The following is a 13,654-nucleotide window of genomic DNA, read 5'->3' as shown; positions in this document are numbered from 1 at the left end:
ATTACAAGATCTCGGCGAGGAACCTCATGGCAGCGATGCGGATCGACTGCGACATCCACCCGGCGGTCGGTGGCACGCGCACGACGCTACTGCCGTACCTCAGCGATCACTGGAAAGAGCAGGTCGTGAGCCGAGCCATCGACGGGCTCGATCTCACCTCCTATCCGCCGGCCATGCCGCTGGCGGGCCGTACCGACTGGCGTCCGGCGAATGGCGCCAAGCCTGGTTCCGACCTTGCGATGGTGCAGAAGGGCGCATTCGAGCAGTTGGGTGCCAGCCACGCGATTCTCAACGTGCTCTATGGTGCGCAGGCCGTGTTTGACCCCTACATGGCGGCCGACTTCTGCAAGGCGATCAACGACTGGATCGCTACTGAGTGGCTGTCGCGCGATCCGCGCTTGCGTGCCTCGATCGTGGTGCCGATGCAGGACCCGGATCTGGCGGTCGAGGAGATCGAGCGCCGCGCGGGCGATCACCGCTTCGTCTCGATCCTCGTGCTGGCGCAGGGCGAGACGCTGCTGGGACGGCGGCATTTCTGGCCGGTCTATCGACTCGCCGAGAAATACAAGCTGCCGCTCGCGATCCACGCCGGCACGCAATATCGGCAGGCGCCGAGCTCGGCCGGCTGGCCGTCGCACCGCTACGAATATTACTTCGTCGAGGCGCAGGCGTTTCAGGCGCAGATCTTGAGCCTGATCTATGAGGGCGTGTTCGGCAAGTTTCCGAACCTCAAGGTCGTGCTGATGGAATCCGGCGTGAGCTGGCTGCCGGCCTTCATGTGGCGCGCCAACAAGACCTGGCGGGGGGTGCGCGTCGAGGTGCCCTGGGTCGAGCGCGAGCCGGCAGCGATCATTCGCGAGAATTTCCGCGTCACCATGCAGCCGTTCGATGCGCCGGGCGACGCCAAAAGCGTCGAGGACATCATCGACCAGATCGGCTCCGAAAAGATGTTCCTGTTCGCGTCCGACTATCCGCACTGGCAGTTCGACGGCGACGATCCGATCCCGCCGAACCTGCCGAACAGCATCATCTCGAAGATGTGCGTCGACAACCCGCTGGAGACGTTTCCGCGGCTGTCGCTCGCCAACTGACTTTGGAGGTTTCGCATGAGTGAGGTCATCGACCGCCCGCTGCGGGAAGACGAGAAGCCCGCCGCTTCGCGTTTGCGCATCGTCGATTGCGACGTCCATCCGAGCCTGCATTCGCCCGACGATCTCAACGAGTTCCTGCCGAAGCGCTGGCAGCAGCATCTGAAGGAATATGGCAGCCATCTGCGCACGCCCTATCTGTTCACCACGCCCTATCCGCGCTCCTCGCCGCTGATCGCGCGGCGAGATGCCTGGCCGCCGACGGGCGGGCCGCCCGGCTCGGATCTCGCTTTCATGCAGAAGCAGCATCTCGATCCGCTCGACGTCGAGTTCGGGATCTTGCAGGTGCTCGATCTCTTCATCTTCTCGCAGCAGAACCTTGAATTCGGCGCCGCGATCCAGCGCGCCATCAACGACTGGCAACTGGCGTTCTGGTCGCATCGCGACCCGCGCCTGAAGGCTTCGATCCTGGTCGGTCAGGATGGTGTTGATCTCGCCATTGCCGAGATCGAACGCTGCGCGAAAATCGGCGAATACGTCCAGATCAACGTCTCGCCCCGCGCCAACGAGCCGCTGGGTCGTCGCCGCTACTGGCCGATCTACGAGCGTGCCCAAGAACTGGGTCTGCCGCTCGGCATCCATGTCGGCGGCTATGGCGGGCATGCGCCGACCGGTGGCGGCTGGCCGTCCTATTATGTCGAGGAGCACCAGTCCAACGCGCACACTATTGCGGCACAGCTTGCCAGTCTCGTGATCGAAGGCGTGCCGGAGCGCTTTCCAAAATTGAAGTTCGTCTTCATCGAGGGCGGCTTCGGCTGGATCCCGTCCGCGGTGTGGCGGATGGACCAGCATTTCGAGCGCTTCCGCAGCGAGGTGCCGCATCTCAAGCGCAAGCCGTCGGAATACGTCCGTGAGCATTTCTGGTTCACGACGCAACCGATCGACGAGCCTGACGAAGCCCGGCAGCTGCGCTCGCTGATCGAATGGGTCGGCATCGATCGTCTCTTGTTTTCGTCGGACTATCCGCACTGGGATTTCGACGATCCGCGCTTTGCCTTCAAGACGCCGCTGACAGAAGCCGAGCGAAAGAAGATCTTCAGCACCAATGCCCGCGCCGTCTACAAGTTCTGAGAAGGTCTGCACGGTATGGCCCGTCACATCGTCGCGTCCGCCTCGGAGATCCCGCCTGGTGGCAACAAGGTCGTCGATGTCGACGGCCGCGACATTGTCGTGTTCCACGTCAATGGCGAGTTCTTCGCGCTGCTGAACCGCTGCCCGCATGAAGGCGCGCCGCTGGAGAAAGCGGCCTGCGTGGCGCGGCTGACCTCCCCCGAGCCCGGCATCTATCAGCGCTCGCGCGTCGGCGAGATGCTGCGCTGTCCTTGGCATGGCTGGGAGTTCGACATGCGCAACGGCCAATCCTGGTTCGATCCGAAGCGCGTCAAGATAAGGTCATATCCGGTCGCTGTGGAGCGCGGCGAGGAACTCCAGAAAGGGCCGTATGTTGCCGAGACGTTTCCGGTGCATGTCGAGGACAGCTACGTGATTGTCGAGGTCTGAGCAGCCGTTTCGGATTGTGATTTCGCCGCAGGTGGGATAAGCCTCGCCCGCATTTATCGCGGAGACGAGCTTTGTCGAAACAATCCCTGCGTGAGGAGGCCGAGCGCCTGATCCGCGAATCGATGGAAAAGAAGACCGTCGTCGTCAAGCAGGGCGATACCCGCATCGAGGCCGTCTGCGGTAAATGCGGCGCCCCGAACCGGGTGCAGGCGCCAAAGGGCCAGACCCGCATCAAGTTCGCCTGCAAGAATTGCGGGCACCAGCAAGAGACGCTGTAGAGCGCCCCCTGTGTAACCCATCCTGAGGAGCCCGCTGCAAGCGGGCGTCTCGAAGGATCGAGGCCCCACCCGGGCCTGCATGTTTCGAGACGCGCGTTCCGCGCTCCTCACCATGAGGATTAAACAGCCTAATCCCCCTTCACGAATTTCGCGAATGCATCCGCATGGTCCGGATGCCAGCGTGACAGTGGCGGGCGGTTCTCCACGATGTCGCGGGCGGCCCACAGCATGCGCTTTTCGTCGAGCGCGCGCGGGACGTCGTTGTCCGGACACAGGATGTAGAAATCGCCGGCCTCCAGCCGCGTCAACATGAAGTCCACGGTCTGCTCGGCGGTCCAGGCCCCGGCCGGCTTCTCCGTCCGGCCCTTCGCGGTAAGGCCCGTAAAGACGAAGCCTGGAATCAGCAGATGCGCGGTGATGCGGCAACCCGCAGTGTTGCGCAGCTCGTGCTGGAGCGCTTCCGTAAAAGCCTTCACACCAGCTTTGGAGACGTTGTAGGCGGGATCGCCAGGCGGCGTGGTGATGCCCTGCTTCGAGCCGGTGTTGATGATGAGGCCGGCTCCGCCGCGCGCGATCATGTTGGGCGCGAAGATGCGCGAGCCGTTGATGATGCCCCACATGTTGACGCCGATGATGCGCTGCCAGTTGTCGGGTTCGCCGAACAGCGTGCTGCCGGGCTGGATACCCGCATTGTTCATGAGGATGTCGGTGCGACCGAAGCGCTCGCGCACGGCGCGCTCCAGTTCCGTCACGCTCTCGGCCTTGCTGACGTCAATCGCGAAGGTCATCACGTCTGTGGCGGACGTGACGGATGAGAGTCTTATTGCGGCTTCCGCCAGCCGCGCCTGATCCACATCGGCGATACACACCTTCATGCCGTCGCGTGCGAAGGCCAAAGCGGCGGCAAATCCGATGCCGGACGCACCGCCGGTGATCACGGCAACATTGTCCTTGACGATCGCGGGGTGGGGCATGGATCGGTCTCCGGGGGGCTCGGTCGTGCTATAACATGGCACTCGCGCGACCCCGCACAACTCGGCATGGGAGGTCTTCGTTCCGCGTCGACTTTACGCCTCTCCTTTACGCCTGTCCGGCATCGCAGTATTCTCTCGACCAACGATCCCGCCCAGATCGAACCAATCAATCATTGACAGGGAGTTCAGCCATGGCTGTGTCGCAGGCTATTCCGATCACGCGCCATCCATTCGCCAACGGGTCCTACAAGCAGATGCTGATCGATGGGAAGTGGGTCGATGCTGCCTCCGGCAAGCGCTTCGAGACCCACAACCCCGCAACCGGCGAACTGCTCGCAACCGTTGCCGAGGGCGACAAGGAAGACATCGATCGTGCGGTCGCTGCCGCCCGCCGCGCCTTCGAAGGGCCGTGGAGCAGGGTCAAGCCCTTCGAGCGGCAGAACTTGCTCCTGAAGCTTGCCGACCTCGTCGAGAAAAATTTCGACGAATTGTCGCAGCTCGACACGCTCGACATGGGCGCGCCGCTCAGCCGGACCCGCGCCTATCGCCTGCGCGCCGTCGGCATGCTGCGCTACTATGCCGGCCAGACCACCGCGATTCACGGCGAGACCATCGAGAACTCGCTGCCTGGCGAAATCTTTTCCTATACGCTGAAGGAGCCGATCGGCGTCGTCGGCGCCATCATTCCCTGGAATGGACCGCTGACTGCGACGATCTGGAAGATCGGTCCGGCGATCGCGACCGGCTGCACCGTCGTGCTCAAGCCCGCCGAAGAAGCGCCGCTGACCTCGCTGCGCATCGCCGAGCTCGCGATGGAAGCGGGCGTGCCGCCCGGCGTCATCAACGTCGTGCCTGGCTATGGCGAGACCGCGGGTGCTGCGCTTGCCTCGCACCACGACGTCGACAAGGTTGCCTTCACCGGCTCGCATGTCACGGGTCAGTCGATCATCCGCGCCTCGGCCGGCAACCTCAAGCGCGTTTCGCTCGAGCTCGGCGGCAAGTCGCCGGACATCGTGTTCGCGGATGCCGATCTCGATGCGGCCGTGCCAGGCGCCGCCATGGCGGTGTTCGCCAATTCGGGGCAAATCTGCAGCGCCGGCACCCGGCTGTTCGTCGAGCAGTCGATCTACGAGGAATTCGTCGGCCGCGTCGCCGAGTTCGGCAAGAAGCTGCAGGTCGGCAACGGTCTCGATCCCAACACCCAGATCGGACCGCTGGTATCCGAGCAGCAGCTCGAGCGCGTCACCAGCTATCTCGATATCGGCCAAAAGGAGGGCGCGCGGGCGCTCGCCGGCGGTGGCCGCGTCACCGAAGGCGCGCTGTCAAAGGGCTTCTTCGTGTCGCCGACAGTGTTCGCGGGCGTTCAGGACGATATGCGGATCGCGCAGGAGGAGATTTTTGGTCCCGTCATCTCCGCGATCGCGTTCAAGGACATGGACGAGTTGGTCAAGCGCGCCAACGCCACCACGTTCGGTCTCGGCTCGGGCCTGTGGACGCGGGACGTCAGCAAGGCGCATGCGGTCGCGAAGCGCCTGCGTGCCGGCTCGGTGTGGGTGAACTGCTACCAGGCGATGGACCCGGCCGTCCCCTTCGGCGGCTACAAGATGAGCGGCTACGGCCGCGAATCCGGCAAGCAGCACGTCGAGGAATATCTCAACGTGAAGGCGGTGTGGATCAAGACGGCCTAACGCGCCATCGCGTCCGGACTTCAGCGATCGGTCCTGCTTGCGGCGACGACAGAGCGCTTGCAGCGACTTGAGGTTGTTGCCCGGACGCTACATGCGATTTTGAAAGCGCGCGTCGTCCGCGCTTTTGCAAGACTTGCTATCCCATTTCGAATGTTGGCCGGTTAGTTCTGGTCACCGTCAATCTTCGGAATTGGAATATCGATAATGCTTCGCTTTGCTCCGATCCTGTTTGTGGCTTTGGGCGTCGCCTCGGCGTACCCCGCGCTCGCGGCCGACATGACCGCACGTGCGCCGGCGTACAAGGCGTCGCCACTGCCCGTCGCCTACAACTGGTCGGGCTTCTACGCCGGCGTGAATGTCGGGTATGGGTGGGGCGATGGTGCGAACGATCTCGTGCCGCATGATCCGGTGTTCACCGCGGGCGTGCTCGACGTCGCACTGGCGGGCGGCCTTGTCCCGGCTTCGCTGGCAACAAACGCGCGTGGCGTGATGGGCGGCTTGCAGGCCGGCTACAATGTGCAGACGGGCTCGTTGGTGTGGGGCGTCGAAGCCGATATCGCGGCGACCGACATCAAGGGTAGCTCAACGGTGACCCGAACCTTGCCGGTCTTCCCGACGATCATGACCACGCAAGATCAGAAGGTCGACTGGTTGGGGACCGTGCGCGGCCGGATCGGTGCCGCCGTTATGCCCGACTTGATGCTGTACGCGACCGGCGGTCTTGCCTATGGGCACGTCAAGGCGTCGACCTCGATCGTGGATCCCACGGGTGCGAGCGGCACGCCGTGCCTCAATGTGATCTGTAGCGCCGGCGCGGTGGAAAGCTGGCGCGTGGGCTGGACGGTCGGCGGCGGTGGCGAGTACCATTTTGCGTCGAACTGGAGCGTCAAGCTCGAATATCTCTACTACGATCTCGGCAGCGAGAAATACACGATCTTCAATCCGCTGTTCCCGTTCACGCCCGGCCCGGCGCGCGGCTTTGACTCAACCGCGAATTTCTCGGGCCACATCGCGCGCGTCGGTTTGAACTACAAGTTCGGCGCAGGCGCGGTCGTCGCAAAATACTGACCTGCAATTCTGAACAGACAAAAAGCCCCGGGCCTGGCCCGGGGCTTTTTTTATTCCCCGCCTCTTTTGGCTGGCCAGCCATTCCCCCATGCAGCTTCCGAGCTGCGAGCCTTTCTCTTATGATCCTCGTCCTCTCATCGATGATTTCGGGGCCGGCATGAAATTCGAGGCATTGTTTCAAGCGTTGCAGGTTGGTCCGTACAAGCTCGCGCATCGCGTCGCGATGGCGCCGTTGACGCGCATGCGGGCCGAGCGCGAGAGCTTTTCGCCGCGCCAGCTCAACGCCGAATATTACGGTCAGCGCGCTACCCAAGGCGGCCTGCTCATCGCCGAGGCCTCGCCCGTGCTCTCGCACGGCCGCGGTAATCCGGCGACGCCCGGCATCTATTCGGAGACGCAGATCGCGGGCTGGCGCAAGGTGGTCGACGCCGTGCACGCCAAGGGCGGCATCATCTTTCTCCAGCTCTGGCATGTGGGCCGCGTCTCGCATTCCTCCTTCCACGGCGGGGAGCTGCCGGTCTCGGCCTCGGCGATCCCGATCAGGGTCGAAGGCATGAAGGCAATGACCGCCGACGGCAAGATCTCCGACTATGAGACGCCCCGCGCGCTGGAGACGGACGAGGTCAAGGGAATCGTCGAGGCGTTCAGGCAGGGCGCGAAGAACGCGCTCGCCGCCGGCTTCGACGGCGTCGAGATCCACGGCGCCAACGGCTATCTGCTCGAGCAATTCCTGCAATCACGCAGCAACCAGCGCACCGATCAATATGGCGGTTCGATCGAGAACCGCGCGCGGCTTCTGCTCGAAGTGACCCAGGCCGCGATCGACGTCTGGGGCGCGGGCCGCGTCGGCGTGCGGCTGTCGCCCCACGGCATTGCCAATGATTCCGGCGAGCCAGATCCGATGCCGCTCTACACGCACGTGGTGAAGGCGCTCGACGAACTCGGCCTTGCCTATCTGCATTTCATCGAACCGCGCTCCAGCGGCTCGGGGCGCGCCGAAGTCAACTGGCAGAACGTGCCGTCGGCAATGCTGCTGTTCCGCCCGCTCTACAGCGGCGTGCTGATGACCGCCGGCGGGTTTACGGGCGAGACGGCGAACGCCGCCATAGCAGAGGGGCATGCCGACCTCATCGCTTTCGGTCGCATCTTCATCTCCAACCCCGATCTGCCGCGCCGCCTGCAGCACGATTACCCTCTGACGCCGTATAACCGTGCGACGTTCTACGGCGGCGAGGAAAAGGGGTATACGGATTATCCGGTGCATGACGAGCCGACGCCCGCGTAAGCGTTCTCGTCTGTCATTCCCGGGCGATGCGAAGCATCGAGCCCGGAATCCATTCCGCCTTCAGATATGCCGTGCGATGGATTCCGGGCTCGCGACTTCGTCGCGCCCCGGAATGACAATCATGTATTGTCGTGGTCACGACGACAATTCAGGGAATTCACCATGGCCAAAGCCGCAGCCGCCGCAGGAGTCGCAACGGGCCAATGCCTCTGCGGCAAGGTCACCTTCGAGATCGACGTCCCCGCACGCTGGGCCTGGCACGATCACTCCGCCGCCAGCCGTCGCGCCCACGGCGCTGCCTATGCGACCTATGTCGGAAGCTGGAAGAAACGGTTTCGCATCACCGCAGGCAAGACGGCGCTGACCCGCTACGAGGATAAGGCAACGAAGACCGCACGCAGCTTCTGCGCGCATTGCGGCACGCCGATCGCATATGAGCGCCCGCGCGGGCCGCATATGGTCAACATCCCCCGTGCGCTGTTTAGGGAACGCACCGGCCGCCAGCCGCTCTATCACATCGCGATCGGGGAGCTGCAGGAATGGACCTATACCGGCGAGCCGCTGGTGCCGCTGAAAGGCTTTCCCGGTGTGGTCTGGCAGCGCTCGAAGAAGAAGAAGCGGGCGGGCGGAGAGGACCCGTTCGAGCTGGGGCGCGAGGAAATGTAACGCCTCGCGTACGCAACGCAGCCATGACCGTGCTTCCTTGGCGCCTCCCGCGATTTCGGCCATCATGCCTTCGTCCTTGCGGCAACGTCCGCTCCTGGAGGAAACATGAAGAACAAGATCACCGGCCGCTCCGCCTTTCTCGCGCTGCTTAAGGACGAGGGCATCACGCATCTGTTCGGCAATCCCGGCACCACCGAGTTGCCGATCATGCATGCGCTGAAGGACCACCCTGATCTCACCTATGTGATGGCGATGCAGGAGAGCCTGGTGGTGGCGATCGCGGATGGCTACAGCCGCGCCTCCGGAAAGCTCGTCGCCTGCAACGTCCATGTCGCGCCCGGCCTCGGCAACGCGATGGGCTCGCTCTACAACGCCCAGTTCACGGGTACGCCGATGATCCTGACAGCGGGCCAGCAGGAGCAGGGCCACGGCCTGATGGAGCCGGTGCTCTACGGCCCGCTGGTGCGCATGGCCGAGCCGCTGGTGAAATGGGCGGTCGAGGTGACGCGGCTCGAGGATCTGCCGCGCATCGTGCGCCGCGCCGCAAAAGTCGCGACCACCCCGCCGACCGGGCCAGTATTCATTTCGTTGCCCGGCGATATCCTCAACAGCGAAGCAGGCATCGACCTCGGCCGCTCCACCCGCATCGACGCCCGCACAAGGCCATCGGATGAGGCACTAAACGCGTTCGCCGCGCGGCTGCTCAAGGCAGAGCGTCCCGTGATCGTCACCATGGACGAGGTGGTGAAGAGCGACGCACTGAAAGAGGCGGCCGAACTCGCCGAGCTTTTGGGCGCGGCTGCGTACCAATCCTCGACGCCCTACGGCTCGCACTTCCTCTCGGAGAGCCCGAGCTTCGTCGGCGCGCTGGCACGGGTTCAGAAAGTCGCGCGCGACACGCTTGCGCCGTACGATCTCTTGATCGCGCTCGGCGGCGATCCCCTGCGGATGTCAGTCTACAGCGAGGTCGATGCGCTGCCCGAGGGCCTCGGCATCGTGCAGATCGGCCTCGGCGATTGGGAGATCGCCAAGAACTACGGTGCCGAGATCGCGCTGAAGGCGGATCTGAAGGAAACGCTGCGTGCGCTGATCCCGGTGTTGAAGGAGATGGGCGGCGCTGCCCTGGCGCAACGTGCGAGGCAACGTCTCGCCGAGCTCGCGCCGAAGAACTGGACCGCACGGCGCACCGCGTTGGTCGAGCAGATCGGCAAGGCCGCAGACCGCAGCCCCATCGATCCAGACTGGCTGGTGCTGCAAATGGTGGAGGCGATGCCCGCCAATGCCATCCTCGTCGACGAGGGCCTCACTTCGAGCCGCCAGATCACGGCACTGCGTGCGCACCGCGACCGCTTCGGCTATCACGGCCTTGCCTCCGGCGGCATCGGCTGGGGCCTGCCGGCCTCCGTCGGCGCGAGCATCGCCAATCCCGATCGTCCCGTGGTCTGCTTCTCCGGCGACGGCAGCGCGATGTATTCGATCCAGTCGCTGTGGACGGCAGCGCATCACAAGCTGCCGCTCAATGTGGTCATTGCCAACAATGGCGGCTACCGCATCATCAAGCAGCGTCTGCTCGCCTTCCACGGCGACAATAATTACGTCGGCATGGATTTCGTCGATCCGCCGGTGGATTTCGCGGGCGTGGCGAAGGCGCTGGGATGCGAGGCGATCAAGGTCAGCGATCCGCGGGAGCTGACGGCGACGCTGGCGTCGGCGTTTGGCCGGCCGGGGACGAAGCTGATCGAGGTGATGGTGGACGGGAAGGTGTAGGGCACGCTGTCTCAACTCGTCGTCCTGGCCTAGTGCGCAATTGCGCACGGGGGCCAGGACCCATACCGCGTGATTTATCGATCGCAGGTGGTGCCGGTCCCGAACAACCAGTCTTCGCCAAATTGCTCCCTGGGGTTATGGGTCCCGGCCTGCGCCGGGACGACACTGAGGGTGTGGCGCGATCTTCCGCCTACCCCTTCTTCCCCACCCGATACCCCGCTGCAGGATGCGGCGCACCTAGCCGCGCACGTCCCTCGCCGAACAGCTTCTCCCGCAACGTGCCCTGCGCGTACTCCGCCTTGTACCGCCCGCGCCGCGTCAGCTCCGGCACCAGCATGTCGGCGATGTCCTCGAAATCGCCGGGTGAGATCGCGAAGGCGACGTTGAGGCCGTCGACGTCGGTCGCCTCGAACCACGCCTCGATCTTGTCCGCGACCGTCTCCGGCGTGCCGACCACGACGGGACCGGCGCCGCCGACGCCGACATGCTCGATGACGTCGCGCACGGTCCAGACGCGATCGGGATCGGCGCGGGTGACGTTGTCGAGTGCGCTGCGGCCGGCATCGTTCTGAACATGACGCACCTGCTGATCGAGCTCGTAGCCGGAGAAGTCGATGCCGGTCCATCCCGACATCAGGGCCAGCGCGCCTTCCGGGCTGATGTGGCGGCGATAGTCGGCATATTTTTCGTTCGCCTCGGCCTCTGTCCGCCCGAGGATGATCGTCATCATCGAGAACATCAGGATTTCCGCCGGATTGCGGCCGAACGCGGCGGCCTCCTGACGGATCGCCGACACGCGCGGCGCGATCACCTTGGCCGACGGCCCCGACATGAACACGCATTCGGCGTGCTGTGCCGCGAACTTCCGTCCGCGCGGCGAGGTGCCGGCCTGGTACAGCACGGGCGTCCGCTGCGGCGACGGTTCGCTGAGATGAATGGTGTTGTTGATGCGCCAGTTCGCGCCCTCGTGGTTGACGCGATGGACCTTTGTGGGATCGGTGAAGATGCCGCGCTTGCGGTCGCGCAGCACGGCGTCGTCCTCCCAGCTCCCTTCCCAGAGTTTGTAGACGACCTCCATATATTCGTCCGCGATCTCGTAGCGGTCGTCGTGCCCGATCTGCTTGTCCTTGCCGGCGCCGCGCGCGGCGCTGTCGAGATAGCCCGTGACGACATTCCAGCCGATACGTCCCTCGGTGAGATGATCGAGCGTCGACATCCGCCGCGCGAACGGATAGGGCGGCTCGAAGGAGAGATTGCTGGTGACGCCGAAGCCGAGATTCTGCGTCACCGCCGCCATGGCCGACAGCAGCAGCAGCGGATCGTTCGAGGGCGACTGGGCTGCATTGCGCAAGGCTGCGTCAGGACTGTTGCCGTAGACGTCATAGACGCCGAGCACGTCGGCCAGGAACAGCCCGTCGAAACGGCCGCGCTCCAGCGTTTTGGCAAGATCGATCCAGTAGGGCAGGCGGTTATATTCGGCAGTGCGGTCGCGCGGATGGGTCCACAAGCCCGGTGATTGGTGCGCGACGCAATTCATCGCAAATGCATTGAGCCTGATCTGCTTGGCCATGATGGTCCCCCGGCGCCCTGTACCGGGCGCTCTTCGAATGATAGAGCTGCGCCCGAACTTGGCGAAGTTCTTGCATATAGCGCGACGTTGGCAAGGCCAAAATCAGCGGCGCTGCCGCGCTTGGCAAGCCAATCTCAAGAGAGCAAGAACGAAATCCCAAGACTATCGAAGTCCCCGCCACTTTCGAAGGCCTGCCCGTATCGGGTATGCTCCTTCGTCTGACAACCTAAAAAGAAAATAATGACCAGAGCCGATGCCATCGCCCGCGCCCGTGACGATTTCAAATCCGGCGCGTTCCTCGCCGAACTCGACCGTCGCGTCGCCTACCGGACCGAGAGCCAGAATCCGAACCGGAGCGTCGAGCTGCGCGCCTATCTGGAACAGGAGATGGTGCCCGCTTTCGCCGCGCTCGATTTCGAAAGCCGCATGGTCGAATCTCCCAGCGGCAAGGCGCCGTTCCTGTTCGCCGAACACCACGAGAGCGAGACGGCCCCGACCGTGCTGATCTACGGCCATGGCGACGTCGTCGATGGCATGGAAGGCGAGTGGCGCGACGGCCGCGATCCCTGGCGCACCACGGTTTCGGGCACGCGTCTCTACGGTCGCGGCACGGCCGACAACAAGGGCCAGCACAGCATCAACATGGCCGCACTCCGCGCGGTGCGCGAGGCCCGCGGCGGCAAGCTCGGCTTCAACGCCAAGTTCATCCTCGAGATGGGCGAGGAGATCGGCTCGCCGGATCTCGGCAAGGTCTGCGATCTCAATCGCGATGCACTCAACGCCGATCTGTTCATGGCCTCCGACGGGCCGCGCCTGTCCGCCGACCGTCCGACCCTGTTCCTCGGCTGCCGTGGCGGCATCCGCATACATCTCGATGTGAACCTTCGCGACGGCGGCAATCACTCCGGCAATTGGGGCGGCGTGCTCGCCAACCCCGCGACCATTCTGGTCAACGCGATCTCGACGCTGGTCGACGGCCACGGCCGCCTTCAGCTGGATGCGTTGAAGCCGCCCCGGCTCACCAACCAGATCCGCAGCTATCTTGCGGACGTGCAGGTGGTGCCGACCGAGGACGAGCCGGCGTTGGCCGAGAACTGGGGCGAGGAGGGTCTTTCGGCGGCCGAGCGACTCTATGCCTGGAACACGCTCGAAGTGCTGGCTATGTCGTCGGGCAATATCGAGAAGCCGGCCAACGCCATTCCCGGCCACGCCAATGCCGTGCTGCAGCTGCGTTTCGTGGTCGGTACTGAGATCGATGGGCTGATCGAGGCGATCCGCGCGCATCTGGTGCAGAAGGGCTTTCCGATGGTCGAGGTGCGGGCGGCGCAGAGCTTTGCCGCCTCGCGCACGGATTTCGACAGCCCCTGGATCGCATGGGCGGCGGATTCGGTGCGTCAGACCACTGGCAGGGTCCCGGCGGTGCTGCCCAATTTCGGCGGCTCGTTGCCCAACGACGTGTTCTCCGAGATCCTGGGCCTGCCCACGATCTGGGTGCCGCACTCCTATCCCGGCTGCTCCCAGCATGCGCCCAATGAGCACATCCTGCTGCCATTGACCGAAGAGGCCTTGACGGTGATGGCCGGGCTGTTCTGGGATCTCGGGGAATTGCCGGGACCGCTAACACACCCGCTGGCCTGAGCCGTTAACCGGAGCCGCGATCCAGCCAAAAGTCACATTCTATTCCAACCCAATTTGTGCTTGCATCCCGCC

The 13,654-nt window shown here is 64.2% G+C and carries 12 protein-coding genes; 10 read left to right on the top strand and 2 right to left on the bottom strand.

Annotated elements, in window-relative coordinates; genetic code table 11:
- Positions 1 to 26 precede the first annotated feature (26 nt).
- From ABIB66_RS19460 to ABIB66_RS19445, 4 genes are all read left to right on the top strand, one after another.
- The gene (locus tag ABIB66_RS19460) at positions 27 to 1,091 is read left to right on the top strand and encodes an amidohydrolase family protein (RefSeq protein WP_354208293.1); all 1,065 of its coding nucleotides are present in this window, start codon (positions 27 to 29) and stop codon (positions 1,089 to 1,091) included.
- Positions 1,092 to 1,106: 15 nt separating this feature from the next.
- A complete protein-coding gene (locus ABIB66_RS19455) occupies positions 1,107 to 2,219 on the top strand; it encodes an amidohydrolase family protein (protein ID WP_354208292.1) in 1,113 nt (370 codons plus the stop codon).
- A gap of 15 nt (positions 2,220 to 2,234) precedes the next feature.
- Positions 2,235 to 2,648, top strand: coding sequence for a Rieske (2Fe-2S) protein (locus ABIB66_RS19450; protein ID WP_275171039.1), 414 nt, complete (start codon positions 2,235 to 2,237; stop codon positions 2,646 to 2,648).
- 71 nt (positions 2,649 to 2,719) lie between these two features.
- Positions 2,720 to 2,926 (top strand): hypothetical protein, encoded by a 207-nt coding sequence (locus ABIB66_RS19445; RefSeq protein ID WP_007615092.1) that lies wholly within the window; start codon positions 2,720 to 2,722, stop codon positions 2,924 to 2,926.
- A gap of 128 nt (positions 2,927 to 3,054) precedes the next feature.
- On the opposite strand, the gene ABIB66_RS19440 is transcribed toward ABIB66_RS19445, so the two are convergent.
- Positions 3,055 to 3,900, bottom strand: a complete 846-nt coding sequence (locus ABIB66_RS19440; protein WP_275171040.1) for an SDR family NAD(P)-dependent oxidoreductase — start codon at positions 3,898 to 3,900, stop codon at positions 3,055 to 3,057.
- A gap of 191 nt (positions 3,901 to 4,091) precedes the next feature.
- On the opposite strand from ABIB66_RS19440, the gene ABIB66_RS19435 reads away from it, so the two are divergent.
- The 5 genes from ABIB66_RS19435 to ABIB66_RS19415 all read left to right on the top strand — a co-directional run bounded on the left by ABIB66_RS19435 (position 4,092) and on the right by ABIB66_RS19415 (position 10,374).
- Positions 4,092 to 5,588: an aldehyde dehydrogenase family protein gene (locus ABIB66_RS19435; protein ID WP_275171041.1), complete on the top strand. Its 1,497-nt coding sequence runs from the start codon at positions 4,092 to 4,094 to the stop codon at positions 5,586 to 5,588.
- Positions 5,589 to 5,792: 204 nt separating this feature from the next.
- Positions 5,793 to 6,656 carry an outer membrane protein gene (locus tag ABIB66_RS19430; protein ID WP_275171042.1) on the top strand — a complete coding sequence of 288 codons (864 nt, stop codon included), beginning with the start codon at positions 5,793 to 5,795 and terminating at the stop codon, positions 6,654 to 6,656.
- Between the two features lie 157 nt (positions 6,657 to 6,813).
- Entirely contained in the window at positions 6,814 to 7,941 is a 1,128-nt protein-coding gene (locus ABIB66_RS19425; protein ID WP_275171043.1) for an alkene reductase, read from the top strand.
- 162 nt (positions 7,942 to 8,103) lie between these two features.
- Positions 8,104 to 8,607, top strand: a complete 504-nt coding sequence (locus tag ABIB66_RS19420) for a GFA family protein (RefSeq protein ID WP_275171044.1) — start codon at positions 8,104 to 8,106, stop codon at positions 8,605 to 8,607.
- Positions 8,608 to 8,712: 105 nt separating this feature from the next.
- Complete coding sequence (locus ABIB66_RS19415; RefSeq protein WP_354208291.1) at positions 8,713 to 10,374, top strand: thiamine pyrophosphate-binding protein; 1,662 nt, start codon at positions 8,713 to 8,715, stop codon at positions 10,372 to 10,374.
- Positions 10,375 to 10,564: 190 nt separating this feature from the next.
- Here the strand turns inward: ABIB66_RS19415 and ABIB66_RS19410 are convergent, their stop codons facing one another.
- Entirely contained in the window at positions 10,565 to 11,944 is a 1,380-nt protein-coding gene (locus tag ABIB66_RS19410; protein ID WP_275171046.1) for an LLM class flavin-dependent oxidoreductase, read from the bottom strand.
- A gap of 240 nt (positions 11,945 to 12,184) precedes the next feature.
- Between ABIB66_RS19410 and ABIB66_RS19405 the strand changes: the two genes are divergently transcribed.
- Positions 12,185 to 13,582, top strand: a complete 1,398-nt coding sequence (locus ABIB66_RS19405) for a M20 family metallopeptidase (protein ID WP_354061369.1) — start codon at positions 12,185 to 12,187, stop codon at positions 13,580 to 13,582.
- The last annotated feature ends 72 nt before the right edge of the window (positions 13,583 to 13,654 follow it).

Source organism: Bradyrhizobium sp. F1.13.3 (assembly GCF_040548265.1).
Taxonomy (GTDB): Bacteria; Pseudomonadota; Alphaproteobacteria; order Rhizobiales; family Xanthobacteraceae; genus Bradyrhizobium.
Note: the sequence above shows the minus strand (reverse complement) of the source record. Positions and strands in the feature narration are given on the sequence as shown.

Excerpts from the sequence above, each read along its gene's own strand:
- ABIB66_RS19425 (WP_275171043.1), top strand. The coding sequence starts at position 6,814 with ATGAAATTCGAGGCATTGTTTCAAGCGTTGCAGGTTGGTCCGTACAAG.
- ABIB66_RS19415 (WP_354208291.1), top strand. The coding sequence starts at position 8,713 with ATGAAGAACAAGATCACCGGCCGCTCCGCCTTTCTCGCGCTGCTTAAG.
- ABIB66_RS19460 (WP_354208293.1), top strand. The coding sequence starts at position 27 with ATGGCAGCGATGCGGATCGACTGCGACATCCACCCGGCGGTCGGTGGC.
- ABIB66_RS19450 (WP_275171039.1), top strand. The coding sequence starts at position 2,235 with ATGGCCCGTCACATCGTCGCGTCCGCCTCGGAGATCCCGCCTGGTGGC.
- ABIB66_RS19410 (WP_275171046.1), bottom strand. The coding sequence starts at position 11,944 with ATGGCCAAGCAGATCAGGCTCAATGCATTTGCGATGAATTGCGTCGCG.
- ABIB66_RS19435 (WP_275171041.1), top strand. The coding sequence starts at position 4,092 with ATGGCTGTGTCGCAGGCTATTCCGATCACGCGCCATCCATTCGCCAAC.
- ABIB66_RS19430 (WP_275171042.1), top strand. The coding sequence starts at position 5,793 with ATGCTTCGCTTTGCTCCGATCCTGTTTGTGGCTTTGGGCGTCGCCTCG.
- ABIB66_RS19440 (WP_275171040.1), bottom strand. The coding sequence starts at position 3,900 with ATGCCCCACCCCGCGATCGTCAAGGACAATGTTGCCGTGATCACCGGC.
- ABIB66_RS19405 (WP_354061369.1), top strand. The coding sequence starts at position 12,185 with ATGACCAGAGCCGATGCCATCGCCCGCGCCCGTGACGATTTCAAATCC.
- ABIB66_RS19455 (WP_354208292.1), top strand. The coding sequence starts at position 1,107 with ATGAGTGAGGTCATCGACCGCCCGCTGCGGGAAGACGAGAAGCCCGCC.
- ABIB66_RS19420 (WP_275171044.1), top strand. The coding sequence starts at position 8,104 with ATGGCCAAAGCCGCAGCCGCCGCAGGAGTCGCAACGGGCCAATGCCTC.